The organism is Paraburkholderia terrae (assembly GCF_002902925.1).
Taxonomy (GTDB): domain Bacteria; phylum Pseudomonadota; class Gammaproteobacteria; order Burkholderiales; family Burkholderiaceae; genus Paraburkholderia; species Paraburkholderia terrae.
In genome coordinates, this window is the sequence record NZ_CP026112.1 from 2,818,751 (window position 1) to 2,841,581 (window position 22,831).

Genomic DNA, 22,831 nt, shown 5'->3' on the forward strand with positions numbered 1-22,831 from the left:
TGGGTCATACCGGGTATTGCAACGGCTGCTCACCGGCGCGAATGTTGAATTCCAGTTGAACCGTCACAACCGGTAGAACGCCGCCGCATTGCCGCCGAAAACCGCATCGCGTTCGGCATCGGATATCGACGCAAGCAGCTCTGTCGCAATCGAATGCCACAGCAGGTAGTCGCCGTTCAGGTTCAGCACCGGCCAGTCGCTGCCCCACATCAGGCGCTTCGGCCCGAACGCGGCAAGCAGATGATCGACGTAGGGACGCAGCGTCGCTTCCGTCCAGCCTTGCGCGGCTTCCGTCGCGAGGCCCGACAGCTTGCAATGCACATGCGGCAGTTGCGCGAGCCGCGTGATGCCTTCGGCCCATGCGTGCCAGCCCGCGCTGCCGTCGCGGATCGGCGGCTTCGCGCCGTGATCGATCACGACGCGCAGTTGCGGAAAGCGCTTGATGAATGTTTCCAGCGCATCGACGTGACGCGTGAAAATCAGCGCATCGAATGCGAGGTCGTGGGCGATCAACGCATCGACGGCGGGCTTCAGCGCGGGGTTGGCGATCCAGTTGTCGTCGGGCAGGTCTTGCAGCATCGGCCGCACGCCCTTGAATTTCGGATCGCGCGCGAGTTCAGCGATCAATGCGGGCGCATTGGCATCGAGCATCGGCACCCAGCCGACGACGCCCGCAATCGACGCTTCATCGCGCGCGAGACCGAGCAGATAGCGCGTCTCATCGACAGTCTGCGCGGCCTGCACGACGACCGTGCGCGACACGCCCGCACGTTCGCGCAGCGGCGCGAGATCGTCGGGACCGAACGTGCGGTAGAGCAGCGCGAGATCGGGCGTCAGCCAGCCGTAGTCGCCACGCTCGGGGTTCCAGTAATGCTGGTGTGCGTCGATTTGCATGATGTGATCGAACCGCTAGTCCTTCGGCACGGGCGCGCGCGGATCGAGCAAGCCTTTGTCGCGCAGCGCCTGCCAGAGTTCGGCGGGAATCGGCTTGTCGAACGAAGCCACATTCTCGCGCAGTTCGCCCGCGTTGCGCGCGCCCGTCAACACCGTCGCGACGGCGGGGTGCGCATACGGAAACTGCAACGCGGCGGCAGCCAGCGGCACGCCATGCACCTTGCACACCGCTTCCAGACGCGCGACGCGCTCGATCACTTCCTTCGGCGCCTCGCCATAGTTGAACTTCAGATCGCCTTCGACGCCGCGCGCGAGAATCCCCGAATTGAACGCGCCGCCCAACAGAATGCTGACGTTGCGCTTTTCGCATTCGGGCAGCAGGTCGTTGAGCGTCGCCTGTTCGAGCAGCGTGTAGCGGCCCGCGAGCAGCGCGCAATCAATGTCGAATTCGCGCATCGCGTCGAGGATCGCCGCGCCTTCGTTGACGCCGAGACCGACGGCTTTCACAGCGCCTTGCGAGCGCAGATCGTCGAGCGCGCGGAAGCCGCCGCCTTGCGTGAGCTGTTGCCAGTAGTACGCGTTGCGCTCGCCATGCGTGACGACGCCGATGTCGTGAATGAGCAGAATGTCGATATCGACGATGCCCATGCGCTGCTGGCTGTCTTCGAACGAACGCAGAATGCCGTCGCGCGTGTAGTCGTAGATCGCTTCAAACGGCAGCGGGTTTTGCCAACCTTCGCTGCCGTCATACGGGTTCTTGCGCGGCACGAAGTGACGGCCGACCTTGGTCGACAGCACGAACTCGTTGCGCGGATAGCGCCGCAGCGCGTCGCCCAGGCGATGCTCGGCTTTCGTGTGTCCGTAGTGCGGCGCGGTGTCGAAGAAGCGCACGCCCGCGTCCCACGCGGCCTGAACCGCGCCGAACGCTTCTTCATCGGACAGATCGCGATAAAGTCCGCCGAGCGGCGCGGTGCCGAGCCCCAGCCCCGTGACTTCGAGTGCGCGGCCGCCGATGCGGCGCCGCTTGCGCACGTTTGAACCCGCCGCGTCCGTCATCGTCTCGCTCTCCATGTTGTGTTTTATGTTCAACCCAGCGCTCACCGCAACGTTCACTGCGCGGCCACGCTGACCACCCGATGCGGCAGCGCCGCATTCGACGGCAGGCACGCCGGCCCGACGGGCTCGAACGTCTTGTACGTAAGAATAAACTCCTGATGCCCGAGCGACTCCGATTTCGACGCCGCGCCCTGCGCCACGGCGAGTGTGACGTCGAACACTTCGCGGCCCACTTCGTCGAGCGTCGCGCGGCCTTCAAGGATACGCCCTGCGTCGACATCCATGTCGCCGGACAGGTTGCGGTAAGTATTCGGATTCGCGCAGACCTTGATGACGGGCGAAATCGCCGAGCCGACCACCGAGCCGCGTCCTGTCGTAAACAAAATCACATGTGCGCCGCACGCGATCAGTTCCGCGATCTCCGCGTTGTCGCTGATGTTCGGAAAGCCGAAGCGCGGCTCGCCATCGGGCACGACGTCGAGCAGATAGAGGCCACCTGTGGGCGGCACATCACCGGGCTTCACGATGCCGACGATCGGCGACGCGCCGCTCTTCGCATACGCGCCGAGCGACTTCTCTTCCTGCGTCGTCAGGCCGCCGTCCGCGTTGCCGACGGCGAAGCTGCCGTGGCCGAGTATCGAGTAATAGCGCGCGGCCTTCGCGACGCACGCAACGATTTCATCGCCGAGATCGTCGCGCGCCGCGCGGCTTTTCATATGAAACTCGCAGCCGACCAGTTCGCCCGTCTCTTCGAAGATGCAGGTCGCGTCGTGCTCGATGAAGTGATCGAACGCGCGGCCCACGGCGGGATTCGCCGTAATGCCGCTGGTGCCGTCCGAGCCGCCGCAGATCGTGCCGATCACGAGTTCCGACAGCGCCATGGGCACTTTCTTTTGCTTCGCGAGTTCGCCGCGCGCTTCGCGCACCCAGTCGACGCCGTATTGAATCGTGCTGCGCGTGCCGCCTTTTTCCTGGATCGTCAGCACGTGTACCGGGCGGCCGCTCGCGCGCACCACATCGACGAGGTAATGCTTGTTCATGCTCTCGCAACCGAGCGACACGAACAGCACCGCGCCGACATTCGGATGCGTCGTCAGCTGTTCCATCATCTTTTCGGCGTAGCTGTTCGGATAGCAGCCCGGAAAGCCGATCAGATGAACGGGCGCTTCCAGCTCTGCGGAAGCGTCGTCGAACGCATCGAACGAAGGGCGGAACTGCGCAACGATCTCGCGCGCCACGTGATGCGCGCATTCGACCAGATAGGCGACGGCGACCACGTTGCGGATGCCCTTGCGTCCATCGCTGCGCAGATAGCCCTGCAGCACGGGCAGCATGGCTGATTGCGCGGTATTTGCTACGGAAATGTCGGTCATGTTCTGTTGGCCCGCGTCAGTGATGGACGAATGCGTGGCCTGCGTCGTGCGTATAAGTGGGCAGGTAATCGCTTTCGAGGTTGTGCGTATGCAGATGCTCGCCGCGCGCGACATCCGTCGTCACGTGGCCGATCACCGCGCCGTAACGCAGGACCTTCTCTTCGCTGCGCAGTGCATGGCGCGCGACCTTGTGGCCGAGTTCGATCGTCTTCGCGAGCGTCACGTGCTCGCCTTCGATCTCGATTCGCGTGCCGGCTTCGAGCCGCGCGCCAGCGATCAGGCAGTTGTCTTCGGGACTGAGCAGAATCAGGCGGTGGTCCGTCATATGCGTCATGTCAGTTTTGTCCTTCGCCGCTGGCGAGGCGCGCCACCATCAGCGAGCCGAGAATGATTGCGCCGTAGATCGCCTGAATCCAGAACGACGGCACCTGTGCGAGCGTCAGCAGGTTCTGCACGACGCCGAGCAGCAGCACGCCGGACAGCGCGCCGAGCATCGTGCCCTTGCCGCCATCGAGCGAAATGCCGCCGATCACAGCCGCCGCGAACACGGTGAAAATCATGCCGTTGCCCTGGTTCGCGTTGATCGCGCCCACATAGCCCGTCACGACGAGGCCGCCAATCGAAGCGAGCACGCTGCCGAGCACGAACACGCCCCACGTGATGCGCTCGACACGAATGCCCGCCGCGCGCGCCGCTTCGGGGTTGCCGCCGATCGCATACAGCGCGCGGCCCAGCCGGTGATAGCGCAGCATGAACGCGGCGATGCCGAACGCCACGGCGGCCAGCCATACCGACAACGGCAGACCGAACACGATCGTCGTCGCGAGTTCGAAGAACGACGGCGGCATGTCGAACAGCGTGCCACCCTTCGTCGCGCCGACCAGCATGCCGCGCAGCACGATCAGCATCGCGAGCGTGACGATGAAGGCGTTCAGGCGCAGCCGCACGACCAGAAAGCCATTGATGAAACCGATCACTGCGCCGACCACGAGGATCGCGAGCAGGCCCGCCGCAGCCGGCCATTCGAACCCGAAACCCGCGGAAGCCGCAGGCATCACGAGCATCGCGCCGACAGCGGGCGCGATGCCGACCGTCGATTCGAGCGAAAGATCGAACTTGCCCGTCAGCACGATCAGCGATTCGGCGAGCACGACGAGCGCCAATGCCGCCGACGCGCCCAGCACGCTGATCAGATTCGCCTTCGTCAGAAAGCTCGGGCTGACGAACGCGCCGATCACGATCAGCAATGCAAGCGCGGGCACCAGCGCGAGATCGCGCAAACGCGCGAACTCGATGCGCGGACGCGCGGCGCCCGAGCCCATTCCTTGAGCCGATTGAGCCGATGCAAACGCCGGCACACTATTCTTCATGGAGACTAACTCCTTCAACGGATGCGATCAGGTCGTTGTCTTCCCAACCTGCCGGAAACTCGGCCGCGATGCGGCCACGGAACATCACGAGCACGCGATCGCAGACGCGCAGATCGTCGAGTTCGCCTGATGCGACGATCACCGACTTGCCCTCTTCGCGCACGCGATCGACAACGGCCAACAGCGCTTCTTTCGATTTCACGTCGACGCCCGCCGTCGGATCGATCAGCACGAGCACGTCGGGATCGGTTGCCAACGCGCGGGCCATCACGACCTTCTGCTGATTGCCGCCCGACAGACCCGACACGGCTTGCTCGGGCCCCTGCGTGGCGATGCCGAGCGCCTCGATCATCTTCCTGCCGAACGCGTTCTTCTTCGCGGGCGGCGCGATGCCGAACTTGCCGAGCATGCGCGCGATCGTCATCGACGCGTTTTCCGCGACTGATTGCGTGAGCACCAGTCCTTCGTGATGACGGTCCTTCGGTACGCAGCCGATGCCGCGCTTCAATGCAGCGGGCACGTCGCCGAGCGGCAACGCTTCGCCGTCGACGCGAATGCCACCGCGCTGCGGCTTGCGCAGGCCAGCTATCGCTTCGGCGACGCTCGTGCGTCCGCTGCTCGTCGCGCCCGTGAGTCCGATGACTTCGCCGCGCTTCACCGCGAAGGTGACGTCTTCGTAGTCCGCGCCCGTGAGCGCTTCGACCTGCAACGCGACGGCCGTCGCAGGAGGTAGCGGTTGGCGGGAAGCCGCGTCGGTGACATTGAGGCCGCCGCGCTCGCCCGTCATCGCTTCGATCAGCTGCTCGCGCGGCAACGCCGACACAGGCGCGCTGACGATATGCCTTGCATCGCGCAACACGGTGACGGCCTGGCAAATCTCGTACACCTCCTGCAAGTGATGCGAGATGAACAGGAACGTCACGCCTTCGCGCTGCAATTCCTCGATGCGCCTGAAGAGCCGCTTGATTTCGTCGCCGTCGAGTTGCGCCGTCGGTTCGTCGAGAATGATGAAGCGCGCGCCATACGACAACGCCCGCGCGATCTCGACGAGTTGCCGCGCTTCGACGGTGAGGTCGCCGGCGCGCGCGTCTTCGCGCACGTCGATCTTCCAGTGATCGAGCAGCGCGCGCGCCTCGCGGCGCATGGTGCGCCAGTCAATCACGCCGTTGCGCGTCTGCTGCCGGTTGATGAACAGGTTCTCCGCGACAGACAGCTCGCGGATGATCGTCGAATGCTGATAGACGCACGCGACGCGCTCGCGCCACGCGTCGCGGTCGGCGATGGGCGGCGCAAGCTCGCCGCCGAATCGCACTTCGCCCGTGTCGGACTTGCGCAGGCCGGTGAGAATCGACACCAGCGTCGATTTCCCCGCGCCGTTGCGCCCGACGAGCGCATGCGACTCGCCGGGCAACACGCGCATGCTGACGTCTCTCAGCGCCGCGTGGCTGCCGAAGCGCTTGCCTACGCCAAGCGCCTCGACGACCGCGCGCGTGGATGCGTTCGCGTCGTGGGTCATTTGCTCGCTCACTTAAACGCTCATTTGAGCGTGTTGCCCCAAAGGTTCTTGTCGTCGACATTCGCCTTCGTCACGAGCGGCGCCGGCAACTGGTCTTCGAGAACACCAGGTTGCAACTGCACGATGTTGCTGCCGTGATCGGTCGGACCCGGCTTGAACGTCTGCCCGGCGAGCGCGGCCTTCATGTAGTACAGGCCGTACTTCGCGTACAGGTCGGCGGGCTGCGAAATGGTCGCGTCGATTTCGCCCTTGCGGATCGCGTCGAACTCTTGCGGAATGCCGTCGTTGCTGACGATCACGACATGCTTCGCGTCGCCTGCGGGGAACAGCATCTGCTTGCGGCGCAGCGTCTGCAGCGTCGGCGACAGATAGACACCGCCCGCCTGCATGTAGATCGCCTTCACATCGGGATTCGCGGTCAACAGGCTATCCAGCGAGCTTGCCGCGACATCGCCCTTCCAGCCTGCCGGAATCTCCAGCAGCGACAGCGCCGGATAGTTCTTCAGGCACGCGCGGAATGCTTCCGAGCGGTCGCGTCCGTTGACAGACGCCAGATCGCCCATGATCTGCACGACCTTGCCCGACTTCACGTGCTCGCCGATGTACTTGCACGCGTTCGTGCCATATGCGCGGTTGTCGGCGCGCACGACCATCGCGACCTTGCCTTGCGTCGGCGCGACGTCGACGGCGACCACGGCCACGTTCTTCGCCGATGCCGAGTCGAGCGCGCGGCTGATCGCCGCCGAATCGATCGGCCCGACGACGATGCCCTTCGCACCCAGATTCACCATGTTGTTCATGTCGGTGATCTGCTGCGCGGGGTCGTTGTTCGAATTGACGGGCGCGAGGATGTCGATGCCCATTTCCTTCGCGTACTTCGGCAGATAGTTGTTGTACGACTGCCAGAACGGCGACGTGAGAAGCGGCAGGCCGAGACCGACCTTGCCTGTGTCAGCCGCCTGCGCGGCCGTGCTGAGCGTGATGCCAGCGATGCACGTCGCGGCCACGGCGGCCGTCAGCGCGTTCTGAACGATACGGCGAGCCGCGCGCGGCTCCTTGGCGAAACCCATGCTTGTCTCCTGTGTCGATGGGAGTTAGCGCTTCAGCGCTTACTCCCATCCCATGCACGTTAGTGCGATGGATCGGAGTTGCGCTTGAGCGCTGATCCGCATCCATCTGCGTTGTGGGAAGAGGAACCGGCGAACCGGGTGCATCGACCTTTCACTTTCTTATGGGCATTGGTGCATGCATTCACCAATGAACGTATTATTCATATACGAACATTGACAAGTCAACGTGACAGGCGTGGGTGTTTTCCCTGGAGCCGTGCGCCCTGTGTGACAGTCCTCTGACAGCCGATAATCAAATGCGAACGTCAAACACGAACCGACTGCCGACGATGGATGTAGAAGACAAGGACGACGCCGACCGATATCGCGCGCCTGCGCTGGACAAGGGTCTGGACATACTCGAACTGCTTGCCGAGCAGAAGAGCGGCTTGACGCGTGCCGAGATCACGAAGCTGCTGGGGCGCAACGCGAGCGAGATGTACCGGATGCTGGAACGGCTGGTGGCGCGTCAATACGTGGTGCGGTCGGCGGGGGGCGACCGGTATTCGCTGAGCCTGAAGTTGTATGCGCTTGCGCATCGGCATCCGCCGATGAACCGGCTGATTTCCGAGGCGTTACCGTTGATGCAGCGCTTTGCTGCCGATGCTGAGCAGTCGTGTCATCTTGCTGTCTATGACCGTGGCAATCTGCTTGTGATCGCACAGGTGGATGGGCCGGGCACTTGGGGCATTTCCGTGCGGCTCGGGTCGCGGGTGGGTTTGATCGATACGAGTTCGGGGCGCACGATGCTCGCTTTCCAGACGCCTGAGCAGCGGGAGCATATGCTCACGGAGCACACCAAGGTCAAAGGCGAAGTGACGATCGATCATGGCGCGCTCGAAAGTGCGTGCGAGACCATTCGCGCGGCTGGGTTTTCGCAGAAGGACAGTCAGCAGATTTTTGGTGTCACCGATTTGACTTTTCCTGTGCTGACGGCGTCAGGGCAGGCGATTGCTGCGATGACTTGTCCTTTCCTTAAGCGGATTGATGAGTATGTGGCGCCTTCGCTGGATCAGGTTACGCAGATGTTGCGGGAGATTGTGCAGGGATTGTCGATGTTTGCTGAGCCTGAGGTGAGGTCGTAGGTCGGGGTTTCGGTTCTTGCGCTTGCGCAGCGCGGGCGGTTTGGTTGTTCTGGCCTTTGCGCTGGCATCCGTGATTTGCCTTAGTGGCGCAGCCGGTTTGGTTTGCTTGTGTTTGCGCTGGCATCCGCGTTATGCCTTCGTGGCGCAGCCGGTTTGGTTTGCTTGTGTTTGCGCTGGCATCCGCGATTCGTTAGCGTGCTTCAAGCGTCGCCCCTGTGCGGGGCGGCACCTACTTTTCTTTGCCGCCGCAAAGAAAAGTAGGCAAAAGAAAGCGGCTAACACCGCTAATTCTTGCGTTTGCCTGAGGGCCCCCAAAGGGTCTTACGCTTCACACGGCGACCACGTGACCCACGTTCGTTGCCAGCGCTCTTGCGGTGCGCCTCACCCGCTTCGCCCGCCCGCGCTGCACCATGCCGTGCCAGATAGTCCACGGCCGCCCAGGTGGCAAACTGTGTGTAGGCCGTAGTGCTTCGCACGCCTCACTTCGAACCGATAGCGCATGCGTTCCACCCTGTAAGAGCGCTACCCTGGACGACGCGACAACCTACACACAGTTTGCCACCTGGGCGGCACATACCATTCGCTGCCGCTAGCCTTGGTGTGGGTATTTGAAGTGGGTGAGGCGCTCGTTCGGAGCGTTGGCAACGCACGCGAACAGAAATGCTGCCGTGTGAAACGTGGGGACGTTGGGGGCCCGTGGATAAGAACACGGGCTGGCGGTGTTAGCCGCTTTCTTTTGCCTACTTTTCTTTGCGGCGGCAAAGAAAAGTAGGTGCCGCCCCGCACAGGGGCGACGCTTGAAGCAAGAAAGCAAAACGCGGATGCCAGCGCAAAGGCCAAAACACCGACCGGCGACGCGTGAAACACGAAGGCAACTCGCGGATGCCAGCGAAAAGCCCGGCAAACCAAACCGGCCCCGCCACGAAGACAAAACGCAAACGCAAAGCCCCAAACCCCAAACGGCATTCCCCCAACCCCAATGCGATAGAATGTCGCCCCTTCCCAAACCTCCAAAGTCCCCTTGCGCCCACGCGCAACCCAAACCTTTATGGCCAAACTTCTGTCCGACCTCGAATTCCAGCGTTTTTCCGAACTCCAGCAGAAGCAGGCAAGCTTCACCATCTCCGGCGAAGAAGCCGACGAGCTCCGTGAAATCGTCTCCCGCGCACAGCAAAAACGCGACGACCGGTCCGCGGCAATGAAGCAGATCGAAACCTTCATCACTCAATTCGACATCTCGCCCGACGAACTCTTCTCGGCCGATCAGATCGGCGACGCCGCCCGCAACTTCGGCCTGATTCCGGCCGCAAAGAAAGAACGCATGCTGCCGCCGACAGTCACGTTCAACGGCAAGCCATATCAATGGACGCGCGCGCTGCCCGACGAAGTCCGCGTACCGCTGTTCGAAGCCTTCACGGCAGGACAATCGGTGAAACCGTTCATCGCGACACCGAAGGACGCAGTGCGCTGTGCAGCAACGATCGCGCGCCTCGAACGCGAAACGGGCGCGACGTACGCCCCCGAGTGGCTCGAAGAACTCTCCGTGTCACGCGAACAGGTAGACGCGGCAGCGATGAAGCTCGCGGCTTAAACACACGCTCAGCTACGCGCAGTAGTAGAGGCAGAACACGCAGGCGACGCGCCGAACCCCACGGCGCCCCGTTCATCCGGCTGATCGAGTGCCATCCTGAAGCCGACCACGCCCGGGTCCTCCGTACGCGTCGTCGTGAAGCCGACAGCCGTCGCCAGCCCGATCATCGCCGAGTTCTCGCGCAACGCCTCGCCGATGATCCAGTGCGTGCCACGCGAGCGCGAATACGCGATGATCCGCTCCATCAACAGACGCCCCAGCCCCTTGCCCTTCTGATCCGAACGCACGGCCATCGCGAACTCGGCCGTTTCGTTGTCCGGGTCCGCGACGGCGCGCACGACGCCAAGCGTGTGCGTCGAACCGTCGTCGTTCTGTGTCGTCGCGATCAACGCCATCTCGCGGTCATAGTCGATCTGCGTCATGCGCGCGAGCTGCGAATGATCGAAGCTGCCGACCGCGCCGAAAAAGCGCAAGCGCAGATCATCGGGCGTCATCGATTCGACGAAATCCCGATGCGCCGCTTCGTCTTCCGGGCGAATGGGCCGCACCGTGATGCGCTGGCCGCGCCAGTCGAGCGTCTCTTCGTAGCGCCGCGGATACGGCATGATCGCGAAGCGCGTGCGGTTCGCCGACAGCCACAGACGCGGCGCAACGACCGCCGCGCCGTTTCTCATCACGCGCAGCGCAAGCTTCAGCGAAACGATCTCGCGGATCTCCGATACCGCCTGCGAAATCGACGTCAGCGTAGTCAGAACGGGCTCGGGCGAGACCTCGCGCGAATAAGCCGAGTTCGACAGGATGTCACCCGATAGCACGGGGTTCAGCGGCGGCAGGCCGAACACACACATCGGCCGCGCTTCGTCGTGCTCGGGCGGCGCGGTGAAACGGAACACTGGGCCGAAGTTGGCGTCGTCGCGCAGCTCGACCGCGATATCGACGACGGCACCGTCACGCGCTTCGTCGGGCACCGTGCGCACGCCGAAGTGCGCGAGCAGCCGCGCCGCGTCATCCCCTTCAAGTAACGTCACGCCCGACGAGAGCGCCGCGCATGCCTGCGCCTGCGCGGCGTCGATCGCTTCGGGCACGCGCGCGGGTTGACCTTCGGGTGTCTGCATCAACAGTTCGCGCACGAGCCGATACTCGACGAGACGCTCGAACGCGCGCGCAAGCCGCTGCGGCGTGGTATGCACAGGGATGCCGTGCTCGTGCAACGCATCGCGCGTCTCGCGCTTCACGCCGCCGAAAAAGCACGCCAGCAGCCCGCGATACGCGTAGCGCTGATTCGCGATCAACGCCTGCGCGACTTCCTCGACGGGCGCGCCGTGCGTCGACGCGTGTACGACGAATGCCGTCCCCGTCGAACGCTGATCGGCGAGCACCTTCAGCGCCGTGCCGAAATGCTCGGCGCGTGCATCGCTGCCAAGCAGCAGCGGATTGCCCGGCACGGCGCGCGGCAATGCTTGTGCAAGCGCATCGACGGCGCCTGACGGGCACGGCGCTAGCGTGTCGCCGGCGGCCTTGAACGCGTCGGTGGCGAGCGTCGCGACGCCGCGGTCGCTCGTGATCAGCGTCGCCGTCGCGCCCGCCGCGACGCGGCCCACGCCCAGCGTTTCGATTTCATCGAGCAGATCGTCGAGCGCATCGACGCGCACCACGCCCGCGCGGCGGAACGCGGCCGTGTAGAGCGCGTCGTTGGGATCGCTGCGGCCCGAGCGCAACGCCAGCACCGGCTTGTTGCGCGACGCCGCCCGCGCCGCCGACATGAACTTGCGCGCCGCCTTCACAGAATCCACTTCGAGCAGGATCGCGCGCGTGCCGGGATCGCTCGCGAGATAGTCGAGCACGTCGCCGGCATCGACGTCGGCTTCGTCGCCGAGCGCCATCGCGTGCGAAAAGCCCAGGCCGCGCGCATGCGCCCAGCCGAGTACCGCGTTGGTCAACGCGTTCGACTGCGACACCCACGCGACGCCGCCCGAGCGCACGGTCACGGAAGGCGCGCCGAGATGCGCCTTGAGCGCGGGCGTGATGACGCCGAGACTGCCCGGCCCGACGATACGCAGCAGATGCGGCCGCGCGGCGGCGAGCGTGTGGCGCACGTCGGCGCGGTCGTCATCGCAGCGCGCCTCGCCGACGATGATCGCCGCGCGCGTGCCGCGCCCGCCGAGCGTGTGGACAATGGCGGGCCACGTCGAAGGCGGCGTGCAGATGATCGCAACGGTCGGCGCGTCGGGCAGATCGCCCGCGTTGCCGACGCAGGCGTGGCCGTCGAGCATGTCGTACTTCGGATTGACGGCCCAGACGGGGCCGTCGAATCCGCCTTCGATCAACCGCTTCCAGACCATTGCGCCCGTGCTGCCCTCGCGCTTCGAGGCGCCGATCACGGCAATGGATTTCGGGCGAAACAACGCGTCGAGATTGCGTACGGTCACGGGCGCTCCGCGAATGAGTGGGTGCGCGGTCGAGGCGCGCGATTTCATCAGGATAGGCGATGCGCGGGGCGCTGTGGGACGGGTTCGTCGAAGGCGGCCGGGTTCGTCTGACGTTAGCGCGCGCTACAGGCCAAACGGAGCGCTGGCGGACTCGACCGTCGCGCAGGCGCGCCATGCGTCCGCCCACTCCCACCCTGCGCACCATGTAGAATCGCCTCCACGGCTCGCGGCGCGGCTTTCCGGCTGCGGCGCCGCTTCCGGCGCGCCGCTGTTCCGCGCATCGGTCAAGAAAGCGCATGCGGGTGTAACAGAGAAGAACGATGAGACTGAAGGAAGAGTTATGCGGCGTCTGCCCTCGCTGATCGCGTTGCGCTTTTTCGAAGAGACGGCACGGCACTTGAGTTTCAATCGCGCTGCCGTCGCGTTGTGCGTCACACAAGGCGCCGTCAGCCGGCAGATCAAGATTCTCGAAGAATCGCTTGGCGCGAAGCTCTTCGAGCGCGACCACAAGGGCATCCGCCTGACGAAGGCGGGACAGCAGTTGCTGCCGTGCGTGTCCGAAGCGTTCGACACGCTCGAACGCGGCACGCGCCAGGTCACGACGGCGAAAGGCCGCCGGCGCCTTGTGCTGTCGGTGCCGCCCACGTTCGCCACGCAATGGTTTTCGCCGCGACTCGGCTCGCTCGCTGTCGAATTGCCGGACGTCGAGTTGTCCGTGCGCACGGAACCGTCTGACGACTGCCACTGCAACATCCGCTTCGGCCGCGACGCGCTGCCCGGTGCCCATTCCGAGCTGCTGATGATCGAGCGGCATACGCTGGTCGGCGCGCCTCGCCTTGGCGGCGAGCCGCTGGACAAACTGCTGGAAACGCTGCCCGCGCTGCACGTGCTGCACAACGACGCGCGCCTGAACCTGTGGCCGGACTGGCTAAACAAGGCCGGACTGCCAGCGCATTATGCCGACAACGGCATCGAGTTTTCGACGCTCGAACAGGCGATCCACGCGGCGCGCAAAGGCGTGGGCCTCGCGATCGTCGATCGCAACATGATCATCGAGGAACTGGGCGAAGGCAGCCTCGCGCCGATGTCGGATATCGAGGTGAGCGGGCCTTATGGCTACTGGCTCGATATCGCCGAGCGGCATGCAACGCTCGAACACGTGCAGGCGTTTGCGAGCTGGATGCGGGAGCAAGTGCTGGGGATGTCGTAAGGCTCGCGATTCGCGGATCGCCTCAAAGCGAAAGGCCGTGTTCGTTGGAACACGGCCTTTTTTTATGGCAAGGAAGCGCGGTTTGTTACATCGCCTTCCTGAACGGCGCACCCGAATGCTCGCGCAGTTCGTTGAACACGATCTTCGGCCACGCCTTTTGCGCGACTTCGATCTCGGAGATGTGCGATGCGAGATACGTCGGCGCATCGGCGGCATCGTAGGCGATACGCTGCGCGTATGAATCGCAGAAGCGGCGCAACTCGGCGGCATCGTCGCAAGTCACCCAGCGCGACATCCGGTATCGCGCCGGCGCCATCCGCACATCGACCTTGTATTCCGTTGACAGACGGTGCGACACCACTTCGAACTGCAGTTGGCCAACCGCGCCCAGAATCGTCAACCCGCCCATGACCGGCTTGAACACCTGGATCGCGCCTTCTTCGCCGAGCTGCTTCAGCGCTTCGCCGAGCTGCTTGGAGCGCATCGGATCGACCACTTCGACCGTCTGGAAAATTTCCGGCGCAAAGAACGGCAAACCGACGAATTGCAGCATTTCGCCTTCCGTCAGCGTGTCGCCGAGACTCAGCGTGCCGTGATTCGGAATACCGATGATGTCGCCCGCGTACGCTTCGCTGACCGTCTCGCGGCGCTGCGACAGGAACGTCACAACATTGTTCGCGCGGAACGTCTTGTTGTTGCGGGTAACCTTCAGCGCCATGCCGCGCTCGAAGCGCCCCGAACACACGCGAATGAACGCGACGCGGTCGCGGTGCGCGAGGTCCATGTTCGCCTGCACCTTGAACACGACGCCCGTGAATTTCGGCTCTTCCGGCAGCACCGGACGCTGCACGGTCAGGCGCGCGGACGGCGGCGGTGCGAGATCGACGAGCGCATCGAGAATTTCCTTCACGCCGAAGTTGTTGATCGCCGAGCCGAACAGCACGGGCGACTGCTGGCCCGCGAGGAACTCGTCGCGATCGAACGAGGGCGTTGCGCCCGTGATCAGGTCGATCTCTTCTTTCGCGCGCACCCATGCGTGGCCGAAGCGGCGCTCGCCTTCCTCGTCGCCCGGCGCGCGCAGCGTTTCAACTTCGCCGCCGAGCGTGTCCTGACCCGCGCGGAACACGCGCACCTGATCGTTCTGGATATCGTAGACGCCCTGGAACTCCTTGCCCATGCCGATCGGCCAGGTGAACGGCACGGCCGACACACCCAGATGCTGTTCGATTTCGTCGAGCAGATCGAGCGGCTCGCGCACTTCGCGGTCGAGCTTGTTGATGAACGTGACGATCGGCGTCTTGCGGCTGCGGCACACTTCGAGCAGCTTGAGCGTCTGCGCTTCGACGCCGTTCGCGCCGTCGATCACCATCACGGCGGCATCGACGGCCGTCAGCACGCGGTACGTGTCTTCCGAGAAGTCCTCGTGGCCCGGCGTGTCGAGCAGGTTGATCACGCAGTCGCCGTACTCGAACTGCATCACCGAGCTCGCGACGGAAATGCCGCGCTGCTTTTCGATCTCCATCCAGTCGGACGTCGCGTAGCGGTTGCTCTTGCGGCCCTTCACGGTGCCCGCGATCTGGATCGCGCCCGAGAACAGCAGCAGCTTTTCCGTGAGCGTGGTTTTACCCGCGTCCGGGTGGGAAATGACCGCGAACGTGCGGCGGCGTTTGAGTTCGGAGACTGACATTGGCAATTAGGGTCATGGCGCACGCCCTTCTGGCAGGCGGCGATACGGCAACCGGGCGCGGCGACATGCCGGACAGGCCCGCGAGAACCGGCAAAGCCGCGATGATACACGTGCCGGGGTAACCCATAAGTATAGCTGGCGCGAGCCGATGCTTCCCGCGCGACCAGCGAAGTCCGCCGCGTCTGGCCGGATAAGACAACGACTATTGATAGGACATCGTAAACGTGGCCTTCGCGTTGGCGGACCCCGGATTCATTGCGCCTGTGCGGATATAGCTCGCTTTCAGCGGCACAGAATAAACGCCGCCCGTGGTCGGCGACGACGACACCGAAATCTGATTCACGTTTCCGGCAGCGGAAGAATCCGGCCCGTACAGTATTGGCGTGCCTGCATATGAGAGCTGATACGCAATGCCTTTTGCGGTCGAATCAGCAGTCAACGAAAGCGTGTTGCTTCGGTTCGACGGTGTCGTCAAGTCAGATAATGTCACTGCGACCCGCACACCGGGATCGCAGTTCAGCGACAGACTGAACGGCGTGCTTCCCGTCGTTGCGCCAACCGAAGCGAGATCCTTTGTGTTTGCCTGCGGCATCGTCACCTGGACGGCCGACTGGGTTACCGAACAGGCAATGCTGGAGAAGTTCCCGCTGGCCGTCCCCGTGAACGCATTGCCCCAAGGAAACGTTCCGCTCTGGTTGTTTATGGCATTCGTGATCGACAACGCAGGTATGGTGGTGAGCGTACCCGGCGCAACGGCGCCCGTCTTGACGAATTGCGCGGAAATCGTGACGTTGAAGTCGTAACCGGGCGTTGCACTCGCCCAGATCTGATGACATGTCACCTGCCGATACCCATTGGGCACCGTCAACGGCAAGCTGTTGCATGTCGTCGAAGGTCCGTTCGATACGGTGAATCGCACACCGATGCCCGAAAGGTTGGTCGGATAGACATCGCTGTAACCGGCGACGAGCGCCGTCGGCGCTGCATTGAAGTACAAATATATGTCGCGATCACAACAAGGGTCACCCGGACAGTGGAAGCTCAAGGTGTTCGAATAAGCCGGCGTCGTGCTTCCGATGGGCGCATCGCGGCCGAAGCTGGCGGCACCCACGGCGGGAGGATTGCTGGTCTGTCCCGTCACGTTGCATGAGATCGTCCCGGCATATGCCTGAGAGCCGGCTGCGAACAAGGCGATGAACGCGCCCAGCATCAGGACGCTGTGCAGCCGCAGTTTCAACACTACAAGAATCGTGTTCGGTTTCATTGTGTTATCCCCTTCATCAATCCGCCTTGTCGCGCTTGTTCTTTACAGCACCGTCGGCGCCGTCACGCTGCAAGATTCTGCATGGTCGACATCGCCCGGCTCCTTTTCTCTTAACCCGCGCTTGCGCCTGCCGCCGGCACAACTGCCACTGGCGTGATGGCGGAACCGGTGGCGCAATGCCCTTCCACCGACGTATAAGCATCCGCCTTATCACCCTTCATTGGCAACGCGTACTGAATCCGGCAGATGTCGCCTTCGCTTTCACCAAGCTTCACGACAAGCGTGCCCTTGTCATCGATACCTCGCGCAAAGATCCGGCTGTCCTGAGCGACCACGCCAACGTGATTACCGTTCGCATCCAGCACATCCGCACCGAACGGCAACGGTGCGCCGCCCATCTGCGGCGCACGGATCAACGCCGCGCGCCCCGTCACCGTCTTGAACTTCAGCATCGCGACGGAGCCCAGCCGCGGCGCGACACGCTCCGACGTCGAGACGAACTCGACATCGCTCGACGAACCCTTCGGGTCGATATCCACCGTGTTCATCCCGTACGCCGTGAGGAACGGCACGACCGCGTAGCCGTGCGAATCCACCTTCACGCCCGACGCGCTCGACACCGTTGCGCCTTCCGCGCCCTTTGCCTCGACGATGCCGAACGTATCGCCGACCGTCTGCGAGAACGTCACGCCGCCCGGATGCGCGACGACCGAGCCGCTCACACCCGCCGAGACCTGCGCCGAATGCGCGCCGCCGCTGGCTGACGCCGTCACCTGCGCGACCGGCGCGCGCCACGTGCCGCTCGCGCCGGCACTCGCGTTGACGCCGCCCGACGAAGCCTGCCCGACCGTGTCGTACACGTTATAAGAATACTGATTGCGCTCGCCCGCGGCACCGCCCAGGCTGGTTTGCATGCTCGATGCGCCCTTGCCCGCGTTGAGGTTGGTCGACAGCATCGGCGAGTGTTGCGTATGACCGAGCGGAATCGACGTGCTCAGCATCACTTCGTTCGACAGCGTGCCGTCCGCGCTGCGCGTACGGCCTGCCGTAACACTATAGGTCCCGTACTTGAAGCCGTTCGAGTAGCCCAACTGATAAAACATGTCGCGTCCCGGCCGGTTCCAGTAGTGCTGCGACGAAACGTTGGCGAACACCGCGCCGCGATCCTTCAGCGTCTGGTTGACCGTCAGTTGCAGACGGCCGCGTTCGCGGTCGGCTGCGTTGACGTCGCTGCCGTGCAGCGCGGCGTCGCGCAACCGGGCGGCGTCGGCGAGGCCGAGATAGCCGCTGTCCGAATACCGGTACGCGCCAAGCGCGATGTTCGTATTCGTTGCATCGATGAACTTGCTGTAGCCGATGTGCAGGCTCTGACCTTGCTGCGCACCGACGCCAGGCAGTTGCGTACGCGCCGTCGTGAGGTCGCTTGCGAGCGCGCCGTACTTCGTATTGAACGCCGCGCCGAGATTCGCCGCAACATAGCCGTTCGATGCGACGGCGCCGCCGTAAAGCGTGACGAGATTCGTCAGCCCGCGCTGCACCGTGAACTGTGTGAAGCCGGGTTTCGTCTGCAACGATTCGTCGCGCAGTTGACCTGCCGTGAAGGCGAAGCGCGTCGTCCCAGGGCGCAGCGACTGCGCAACGGCTGCGTAAGGCACGGAGAAGTGCTTCGTGCGGCCATCGGCTTCCGTCACCGTGATGTCGAGGTTGCCGCCATAGCCGGTTGCGTAGAGATCGTTGATTTCGAACGGTCCCGGCGACACGTTCGTTTCATAGATAACCTGACCATTCTGGCGCACCGTCACGCGCGCATTCGAATCGGCCGTGCCGCGCACGACGGGCGCATAACCGCGCAGCGATTCGGGCAGCATGCGATCGTCGGTGGCGATCTGCGCGCCGCGAAACTCGATGCTGTCGAACACGTCGCCTGTAGTTTGCGCATCGCCGAGCGTGACCTGCGAGCGCAGTTTCGTGACGTCGTGCTGAACGTAGGTGGCGATGTTGTCGAGCTGGATCGACTGGCCCGTGCCCGCCGTCACCGACGACTGATGCCGGAAGTGCCATGCGCCGATGTTCACGCCCGCGTTCAGGCCCAGATACTCCTGTGACGCTTGCGTGCCGCCGCTCGCCGTCCGGTAGGCGTTCGCGTTGTAGCTGAGAAAACCCGCGTTGACGCCGTTCTCCCACAGTTCCGGCGCGACGTAGCCGCGCGCCAGATTGCGCATGTACTTCTGCGGGATCGTGATGTTTAGCTTCTGCTCGTTGAAGTCGAATTCGACCGTTGCGTCCGGCACACTCGCGCTCACATCGACGCATGCGTCTGCGCCCTGATCCGATGCGTTCGCCAGCTTCGTGAAGTCGACGCCGTATGCTTCGAGCATCTTGCGAGTGAGACAGGCGCGCGCGTTCTCGCCTTCATGCGCGGCGGTGAAGCGCACGCTCTCGCGCGCGACGTGGTTGTCGTTGATCGAGATATCGACCGTATAGGCGCCGGGCGACACGATGTTGCCGCGGCCAAGGCGCGCGACGTCGACCTGTTGCGCGTCGATCTGCAGGAAAGTCGTATCGAACTCGACCGCGCCACCCGCTTCGGCTGCGCACGCGGCGCCCGAGTTTATGAAACCCGCCATCGCGAACACGGACAGTACGACGGCCGTGACGGGATTCAGCATGAACGAGCCGGCTGTTGCACTAGCCGGGCGTTGCGATTTGCGTTGGAGTGAGGGTTTCATGATCCGATAACTTCGATTGGCCTGTCGATCAGGCATGAATCGATGTTATGGATTTACGAGATAGGAGTACCTCAGACGATTCCTAATTTTGAGATGCTCAAGACCCGCACGCGCAAAGGCTCAGCGCGTGCCAGATGGCATCGCGCGACTGCATTTTTGAGATTTCAGAGAGGGAAAGGCGGCCGGCGGACCCAGCGCCTCAAAGTGAAGGAGAGACGTGTTAAGGAGCGATGTCCGCATCGCCTTCGATCGCACCGCCGAAGTCGTTGATCGCGACGTAGTGAACCTTGCCGGACTTCACGCCGTTCATCTGCGGCACGGCGATGATCTCCTTGCCGCGCGGCGCGACCATGCCGCCGCGGTCGTTTTTGTAAGTGGCGCCATTGGACGACACCCTGATCTCGCTGAACGACACATGATACGCAGTCGGATTCGACACGGCGAGCGCCTGGCCCTTGCCTTCCGGCGCCGGCACGACCTTCCAGTCGAGCTGGCGCGGCGCCTCGTCCGGCGTGCCCTGCAGCTTCGGCGGGCGCACGAAGACCTTGATCCGCGTGCGATAGGCGAATTGCAGCGTATTCGCATCGGCTTTCGCGTCGGCTTTGGGCGGCACGTCCAGCACGTTGAGCCAATACACCGACTCGCGATCCTGCGGCAGCGCGTCGCCGCTGTACATGACACGCAGCGTCTGCGACTTGCCCGCGTCCATGCGGAAGATGGGCGGCGTGATGACGAACGGCGTCTTGCTGTCAGCGGGTTTTGTGTCGACGTTGCCGTCGTCTATCCAGACCTGCACCAGCGAAGGCGCACGGCTGTCGTTGTTCAGCTTGACGGTCACTTCGCGCTGATCCAGCGGATACACGACCCGTGTGCCGCCAATCGTCACGCTCGCCTGAGCCACGCCTGCGAACAGCGCACATGCCACACCCACACCAGCCAGCAACCGAGCCATCGTCTTCATCGCCTTCACCTTTAATTACGCGTTAATCGAAACAATGTTGCTGAAGAAGGCGTTTTCCGAAACAAACGCCCCCTTCGATGCCGCTTACTGGTACTGCATTGTGTATTGGACCGACGTGGTGACGCTACCCGGCTGCGCCTTGCCCGTCGCGTAGTACTGCGCGAAGTAGTTCAGCATCGCCGCGCCGCCGGAGATCACCGCGCCGTTGGTCGCGACGTCATTGTTCGCATTGGTCAGGATGTTGATCGGCTGCATCTGGGCGTTCAGCAGGCGCACTTCAACGTTCTGCGCTGGCGAAGCCAATGCCTTGTTCAACAGGTAGCCGCTGCTCTGATCGACGTTCGGGCCGTTTTCGAAGCGTGCGACTGCCTTCGTCGCCGTGCCCGAGCAGCCGCTCAGCGAAAGCTGGATGTCGCCGAGGTTCGACGTGCCGGCCGTCGCGCCAGCCGAGGACAGCGAACCAGCCTGGACGGTCGGCAGCGTCACCGACACATCGGCGGGCGAACCGGCTGCGACACCGTTGATCGAGCAGGTCGTGTCCGACACTGCGCCGTTGATGGTGATCGTGCCGTCGGCGGCGTGCGCCTTCATCGACTGAAGACCGACGATGCCCATTGCGACGATGACGACTGCGGGGATGATGCGCTTTTGCATGTTGATGCTCCTAAAGATCTGATGAACGAATAAAGTCTGCTATGTAAAACCAGCGGCGCTTTCATCTCGTGATGCCGCACCGCTTACGCTGATCGTTGCTGTCCGGTCTGTTGCTTCGTTTGACCGCGTTGTCGCTCAGCACAGAAACAATCTTAAAATTCGCTCGCTTAGGAATATCTAAGACAACTCCCAAAATAATGAGATGGACGCGCGGTTCGCCTTTCCGGGCAAAGTCAGTCGGCGAAACGGTCCAAAGCCGAACACCCACCTTTCTGAGAGAAGGTACGCATTTTTGAGATCGACAAGATGCATCGCGGCCGTCGCTCCCATTTCTCAAAATTGGAGAATCAGCGGGCTCAAATAGAAAAAGCCCGAAGCACCCTCACGGGCGCTTCGGGCTTCAACCGAAGAATGCGTTCTCTTCCCGATGCGACCGCCGCTACGCCCCGCTCGCCTGATTCAACGTCAGATGCTTCGTCTCAGGCGCCCACGCAATCGAAACAATCATCCCAACCAGCAACACCGCGGCAAGCGCGAGCATGGTCGAATGAAAACCGAGTTGCGCGATGCCGAGCGGCAGCAGGAACGTGCCGACGGCCGAACCCAGGCGGCTGCATGCAATCGCGAGTCCGACGCCGCACGCGCGCACTTCCGTCGGGAAGCATTCGGGCGGAAACACGCCGACGAGATTCGAGAATGCCGACATCGTCAGCGTAAACACGGCGAAGGCAACGATCATCCACAGCGCCGCCGATTCCGGCAGCACGCTCAGCGCAAGCAGCGACAGGCACGTCACCGCGAACGAGCCGATCAGGAACGCGCGGCGCGACAGCACGATCGTCAGCCAGATGCCGAGCAGCGCGCCGAGCACGAGAAAACCGTTGAGCAGGAAATCCGCGCCCGAGCCGTTGTCGAGATGAATCGCCTTGAGGATCGACGGCAGGAACGTGTAGATCGCGAAGTACGGAATCACGAGACACACGAAGAACGCGCAGTTGAAGATCGTGCGGCGGATCAGGTCGCGTTTGAAAAGACGCGCAAAACCGCCTTGAGCGCCGTGCGCATGGTCGTCATGCGCGCCGTCGATCGTCACGTTCGGCCCGAAGTATTTCAGCACGATGGCCTGCGCTTCCGCCACGCGCCCTTTACCGTGCAGCCAGCGCGGCGACTCAGGCGTGCCGATTCGCATCAGCAGCACGGCAAGCGCAGGCACACCCGCCGACGCCAGCAGCCAGCGCCACGCATCCGGCGACGCATCCGCGTAACACAGGCCGAGCACGTTCGCGACCACATAGCCGATCGTCCAGATCACGCTGAACGAGCCGAGCAGCGTGCCGCGATGCTTGCGTGGCGAGAACTCCGCGAGGATCGCGTGACCGACGGCGAAATCGCCGCCCATGCCGAAGCCGATCAGCACACGCAACGCGCAGAGCATCGCCGGCGACGACACATAGAACTGCGCGAAAGCCGCGAGCGTGATGATCAAAAAGCTCAGCAGAAAAATGCGCTGACGGCCCATGCGGTCCGACAGCCAGCCGAACACCAGGCTGCCGACGAAAATCCCCATCAGCGCTGAACTGCCGATCATGCCTTGCCAGAACGCATCGAGCGGCATCTGCTTGTTGAGCGACGCGAGCGCATAGCCGATCGTGCCGAGCGCGAATCCTTCCGTGAAGTGCGCGCCGAACGTCAGCCCGGCGATCTTGATGTGGAAGCCATTCAGCGGCACATCGTCGAGCGAGACGGTGTTGCGATTCGTGTGTTGCGAGGGTTTAGATTGGGCCGGCGCTGAAACGCGCGGGGACGGGGATGCGGGGCCGGACGGCCGCGCAAGCAGGTCTTGATCGCTCAAGATGTCTCCTTGTTATCGCGTCCCGTGGTGCGCGCCGGGACGCGTACTTCC

17 protein-coding genes are annotated in these 22,831 nt (G+C 63.4%); 3 read left to right on the forward strand and 14 right to left on the reverse strand.

Going from position 1 to position 22,831, the window contains the following annotated elements:
• Window positions 1–63: 63 nt before the first annotated feature.
• The 7 genes from C2L65_RS28925 to C2L65_RS28955 are packed head-to-tail and all read right to left on the reverse strand — an operon-like array spanning window position 64 to window position 7,279.
• Window positions 64–894, reverse strand: coding sequence for an amidohydrolase family protein (locus tag C2L65_RS28925; protein WP_042316941.1), 831 nt, complete (start codon window positions 892–894; stop codon window positions 64–66).
• Between the two features lie 15 nt (window positions 895–909).
• Window positions 910–1,950 carry an aldo/keto reductase gene (locus C2L65_RS28930; protein ID WP_042316946.1) on the reverse strand — a complete coding sequence of 347 codons (1,041 nt, stop codon included), beginning with the start codon at window positions 1,948–1,950 and terminating at the stop codon, window positions 910–912.
• Between the two features lie 53 nt (window positions 1,951–2,003).
• Window positions 2,004–3,323, reverse strand: coding sequence for a UxaA family hydrolase (locus C2L65_RS28935; RefSeq protein WP_174485123.1), 1,320 nt, complete (start codon window positions 3,321–3,323; stop codon window positions 2,004–2,006).
• Window positions 3,324–3,339: 16 nt separating this feature from the next.
• Window positions 3,340–3,657, reverse strand: coding sequence for a UxaA family hydrolase (locus C2L65_RS28940; protein WP_042316939.1), 318 nt, complete (start codon window positions 3,655–3,657; stop codon window positions 3,340–3,342).
• A gap of 1 nt (window position 3,658) precedes the next feature.
• On the reverse strand, window positions 3,659–4,693 hold the full coding sequence (locus C2L65_RS28945; protein WP_042316937.1) for an ABC transporter permease: 1,035 nt from the start codon (window positions 4,691–4,693) through the stop codon (window positions 3,659–3,661).
• The gene (locus C2L65_RS28950) at window positions 4,683–6,209 is read right to left on the reverse strand and encodes a sugar ABC transporter ATP-binding protein (RefSeq protein ID WP_042316935.1); all 1,527 of its coding nucleotides are present in this window, start codon (window positions 6,207–6,209) and stop codon (window positions 4,683–4,685) included. The genes C2L65_RS28945 and C2L65_RS28950 overlap by 11 nt, the downstream gene beginning before the upstream one ends.
• A 20-nt stretch (window positions 6,210–6,229) precedes the next feature.
• Window positions 6,230–7,279, reverse strand: coding sequence for a sugar ABC transporter substrate-binding protein (locus C2L65_RS28955; protein ID WP_042316933.1), 1,050 nt, complete (start codon window positions 7,277–7,279; stop codon window positions 6,230–6,232).
• Window positions 7,280–7,608: 329 nt separating this feature from the next.
• Here C2L65_RS28955 and C2L65_RS28960 point away from each other — a divergent pair, with 329 nt between their 5' ends.
• A complete protein-coding gene (locus C2L65_RS28960; RefSeq protein WP_042316931.1) occupies window positions 7,609–8,403 on the forward strand; it encodes an IclR family transcriptional regulator in 795 nt (264 codons plus the stop codon).
• Window positions 8,404–9,451: 1,048 nt separating this feature from the next.
• The gene (locus tag C2L65_RS28970) at window positions 9,452–9,994 is read left to right on the forward strand and encodes a hypothetical protein (protein WP_042314686.1); all 543 of its coding nucleotides are present in this window, start codon (window positions 9,452–9,454) and stop codon (window positions 9,992–9,994) included.
• A gap of 8 nt (window positions 9,995–10,002) precedes the next feature.
• Here the strand turns inward: C2L65_RS28970 and C2L65_RS28975 are convergent, their stop codons facing one another.
• On the reverse strand, window positions 10,003–12,423 hold the full coding sequence (locus C2L65_RS28975) for a bifunctional acetate--CoA ligase family protein/GNAT family N-acetyltransferase (RefSeq protein ID WP_042314691.1): 2,421 nt from the start codon (window positions 12,421–12,423) through the stop codon (window positions 10,003–10,005).
• 340 nt (window positions 12,424–12,763) lie between these two features.
• Here C2L65_RS28975 and C2L65_RS28980 point away from each other — a divergent pair, with 340 nt between their 5' ends.
• Window positions 12,764–13,633 carry a LysR family transcriptional regulator gene (locus C2L65_RS28980; RefSeq protein ID WP_042314684.1) on the forward strand — a complete coding sequence of 290 codons (870 nt, stop codon included), beginning with the start codon at window positions 12,764–12,766 and terminating at the stop codon, window positions 13,631–13,633.
• A gap of 85 nt (window positions 13,634–13,718) precedes the next feature.
• Here the strand turns inward: C2L65_RS28980 and C2L65_RS28985 are convergent, their stop codons facing one another.
• The 6 genes from C2L65_RS28985 to C2L65_RS29010 form a co-directional block, all read right to left on the reverse strand.
• Window positions 13,719–15,320 (reverse strand): peptide chain release factor 3, encoded by a 1,602-nt coding sequence (locus tag C2L65_RS28985; RefSeq protein ID WP_042314683.1) that lies wholly within the window; start codon window positions 15,318–15,320, stop codon window positions 13,719–13,721.
• A gap of 202 nt (window positions 15,321–15,522) precedes the next feature.
• Complete coding sequence (locus tag C2L65_RS28990; RefSeq protein ID WP_052427010.1) at window positions 15,523–16,584, reverse strand: fimbrial protein; 1,062 nt, start codon at window positions 16,582–16,584, stop codon at window positions 15,523–15,525.
• Window positions 16,585–16,694: 110 nt separating this feature from the next.
• Entirely contained in the window at window positions 16,695–19,313 is a 2,619-nt protein-coding gene (locus tag C2L65_RS28995) for a fimbria/pilus outer membrane usher protein (RefSeq protein ID WP_052427009.1), read from the reverse strand.
• Window positions 19,314–19,533: 220 nt separating this feature from the next.
• Complete coding sequence (locus C2L65_RS29000) at window positions 19,534–20,274, reverse strand: fimbria/pilus periplasmic chaperone (RefSeq protein ID WP_042314681.1); 741 nt, start codon at window positions 20,272–20,274, stop codon at window positions 19,534–19,536.
• An 84-nt stretch (window positions 20,275–20,358) separates the two neighbouring features.
• Window positions 20,359–20,928: a fimbrial protein gene (locus tag C2L65_RS29005; protein WP_042314680.1), complete on the reverse strand. Its 570-nt coding sequence runs from the start codon at window positions 20,926–20,928 to the stop codon at window positions 20,359–20,361.
• 439 nt (window positions 20,929–21,367) lie between these two features.
• Window positions 21,368–22,780: an MFS transporter gene (locus C2L65_RS29010; RefSeq protein ID WP_042314679.1), complete on the reverse strand. Its 1,413-nt coding sequence runs from the start codon at window positions 22,778–22,780 to the stop codon at window positions 21,368–21,370.
• Window positions 22,781–22,831: the final 51 nt, after the last annotated feature.

What these genes read in the sequence shown, in the direction of transcription:
- C2L65_RS28925 (WP_042316941.1), bottom strand. Translation starts at nt 894, where the DNA reads ATGCAAATCGACGCACACCAGCATTACTGGAACCCCGAGCGTGGCGAC.
- C2L65_RS28930 (WP_042316946.1), bottom strand. Translation starts at nt 1,950, where the DNA reads ATGACGGACGCGGCGGGTTCAAACGTGCGCAAGCGGCGCCGCATCGGC.
- C2L65_RS28935 (WP_174485123.1), bottom strand. Translation starts at nt 3,323, where the DNA reads ATGACCGACATTTCCGTAGCAAATACCGCGCAATCAGCCATGCTGCCC.
- C2L65_RS28940 (WP_042316939.1), bottom strand. Translation starts at nt 3,657, where the DNA reads ATGACGCATATGACGGACCACCGCCTGATTCTGCTCAGTCCCGAAGAC.
- C2L65_RS28945 (WP_042316937.1), bottom strand. Translation starts at nt 4,693, where the DNA reads ATGAAGAATAGTGTGCCGGCGTTTGCATCGGCTCAATCGGCTCAAGGA.
- C2L65_RS28950 (WP_042316935.1), bottom strand. Translation starts at nt 6,209, where the DNA reads ATGACCCACGACGCGAACGCATCCACGCGCGCGGTCGTCGAGGCGCTT.
- C2L65_RS28955 (WP_042316933.1), bottom strand. Translation starts at nt 7,279, where the DNA reads ATGGGTTTCGCCAAGGAGCCGCGCGCGGCTCGCCGTATCGTTCAGAAC.
- C2L65_RS28960 (WP_042316931.1), top strand. Translation starts at nt 7,609, where the DNA reads ATGGATGTAGAAGACAAGGACGACGCCGACCGATATCGCGCGCCTGCG.
- C2L65_RS28970 (WP_042314686.1), top strand. Translation starts at nt 9,452, where the DNA reads ATGGCCAAACTTCTGTCCGACCTCGAATTCCAGCGTTTTTCCGAACTC.
- C2L65_RS28980 (WP_042314684.1), top strand. Translation starts at nt 12,764, where the DNA reads ATGCGGCGTCTGCCCTCGCTGATCGCGTTGCGCTTTTTCGAAGAGACG.
- C2L65_RS28985 (WP_042314683.1), bottom strand. Translation starts at nt 15,320, where the DNA reads ATGTCAGTCTCCGAACTCAAACGCCGCCGCACGTTCGCGGTCATTTCC.
- C2L65_RS28990 (WP_052427010.1), bottom strand. Translation starts at nt 16,584, where the DNA reads ATGAAACCGAACACGATTCTTGTAGTGTTGAAACTGCGGCTGCACAGC.
- C2L65_RS28995 (WP_052427009.1), bottom strand. Translation starts at nt 19,313, where the DNA reads ATGAAACCCTCACTCCAACGCAAATCGCAACGCCCGGCTAGTGCAACA.
- C2L65_RS29000 (WP_042314681.1), bottom strand. Translation starts at nt 20,274, where the DNA reads ATGAAGACGATGGCTCGGTTGCTGGCTGGTGTGGGTGTGGCATGTGCG.
- C2L65_RS29005 (WP_042314680.1), bottom strand. Translation starts at nt 20,928, where the DNA reads ATGCAAAAGCGCATCATCCCCGCAGTCGTCATCGTCGCAATGGGCATC.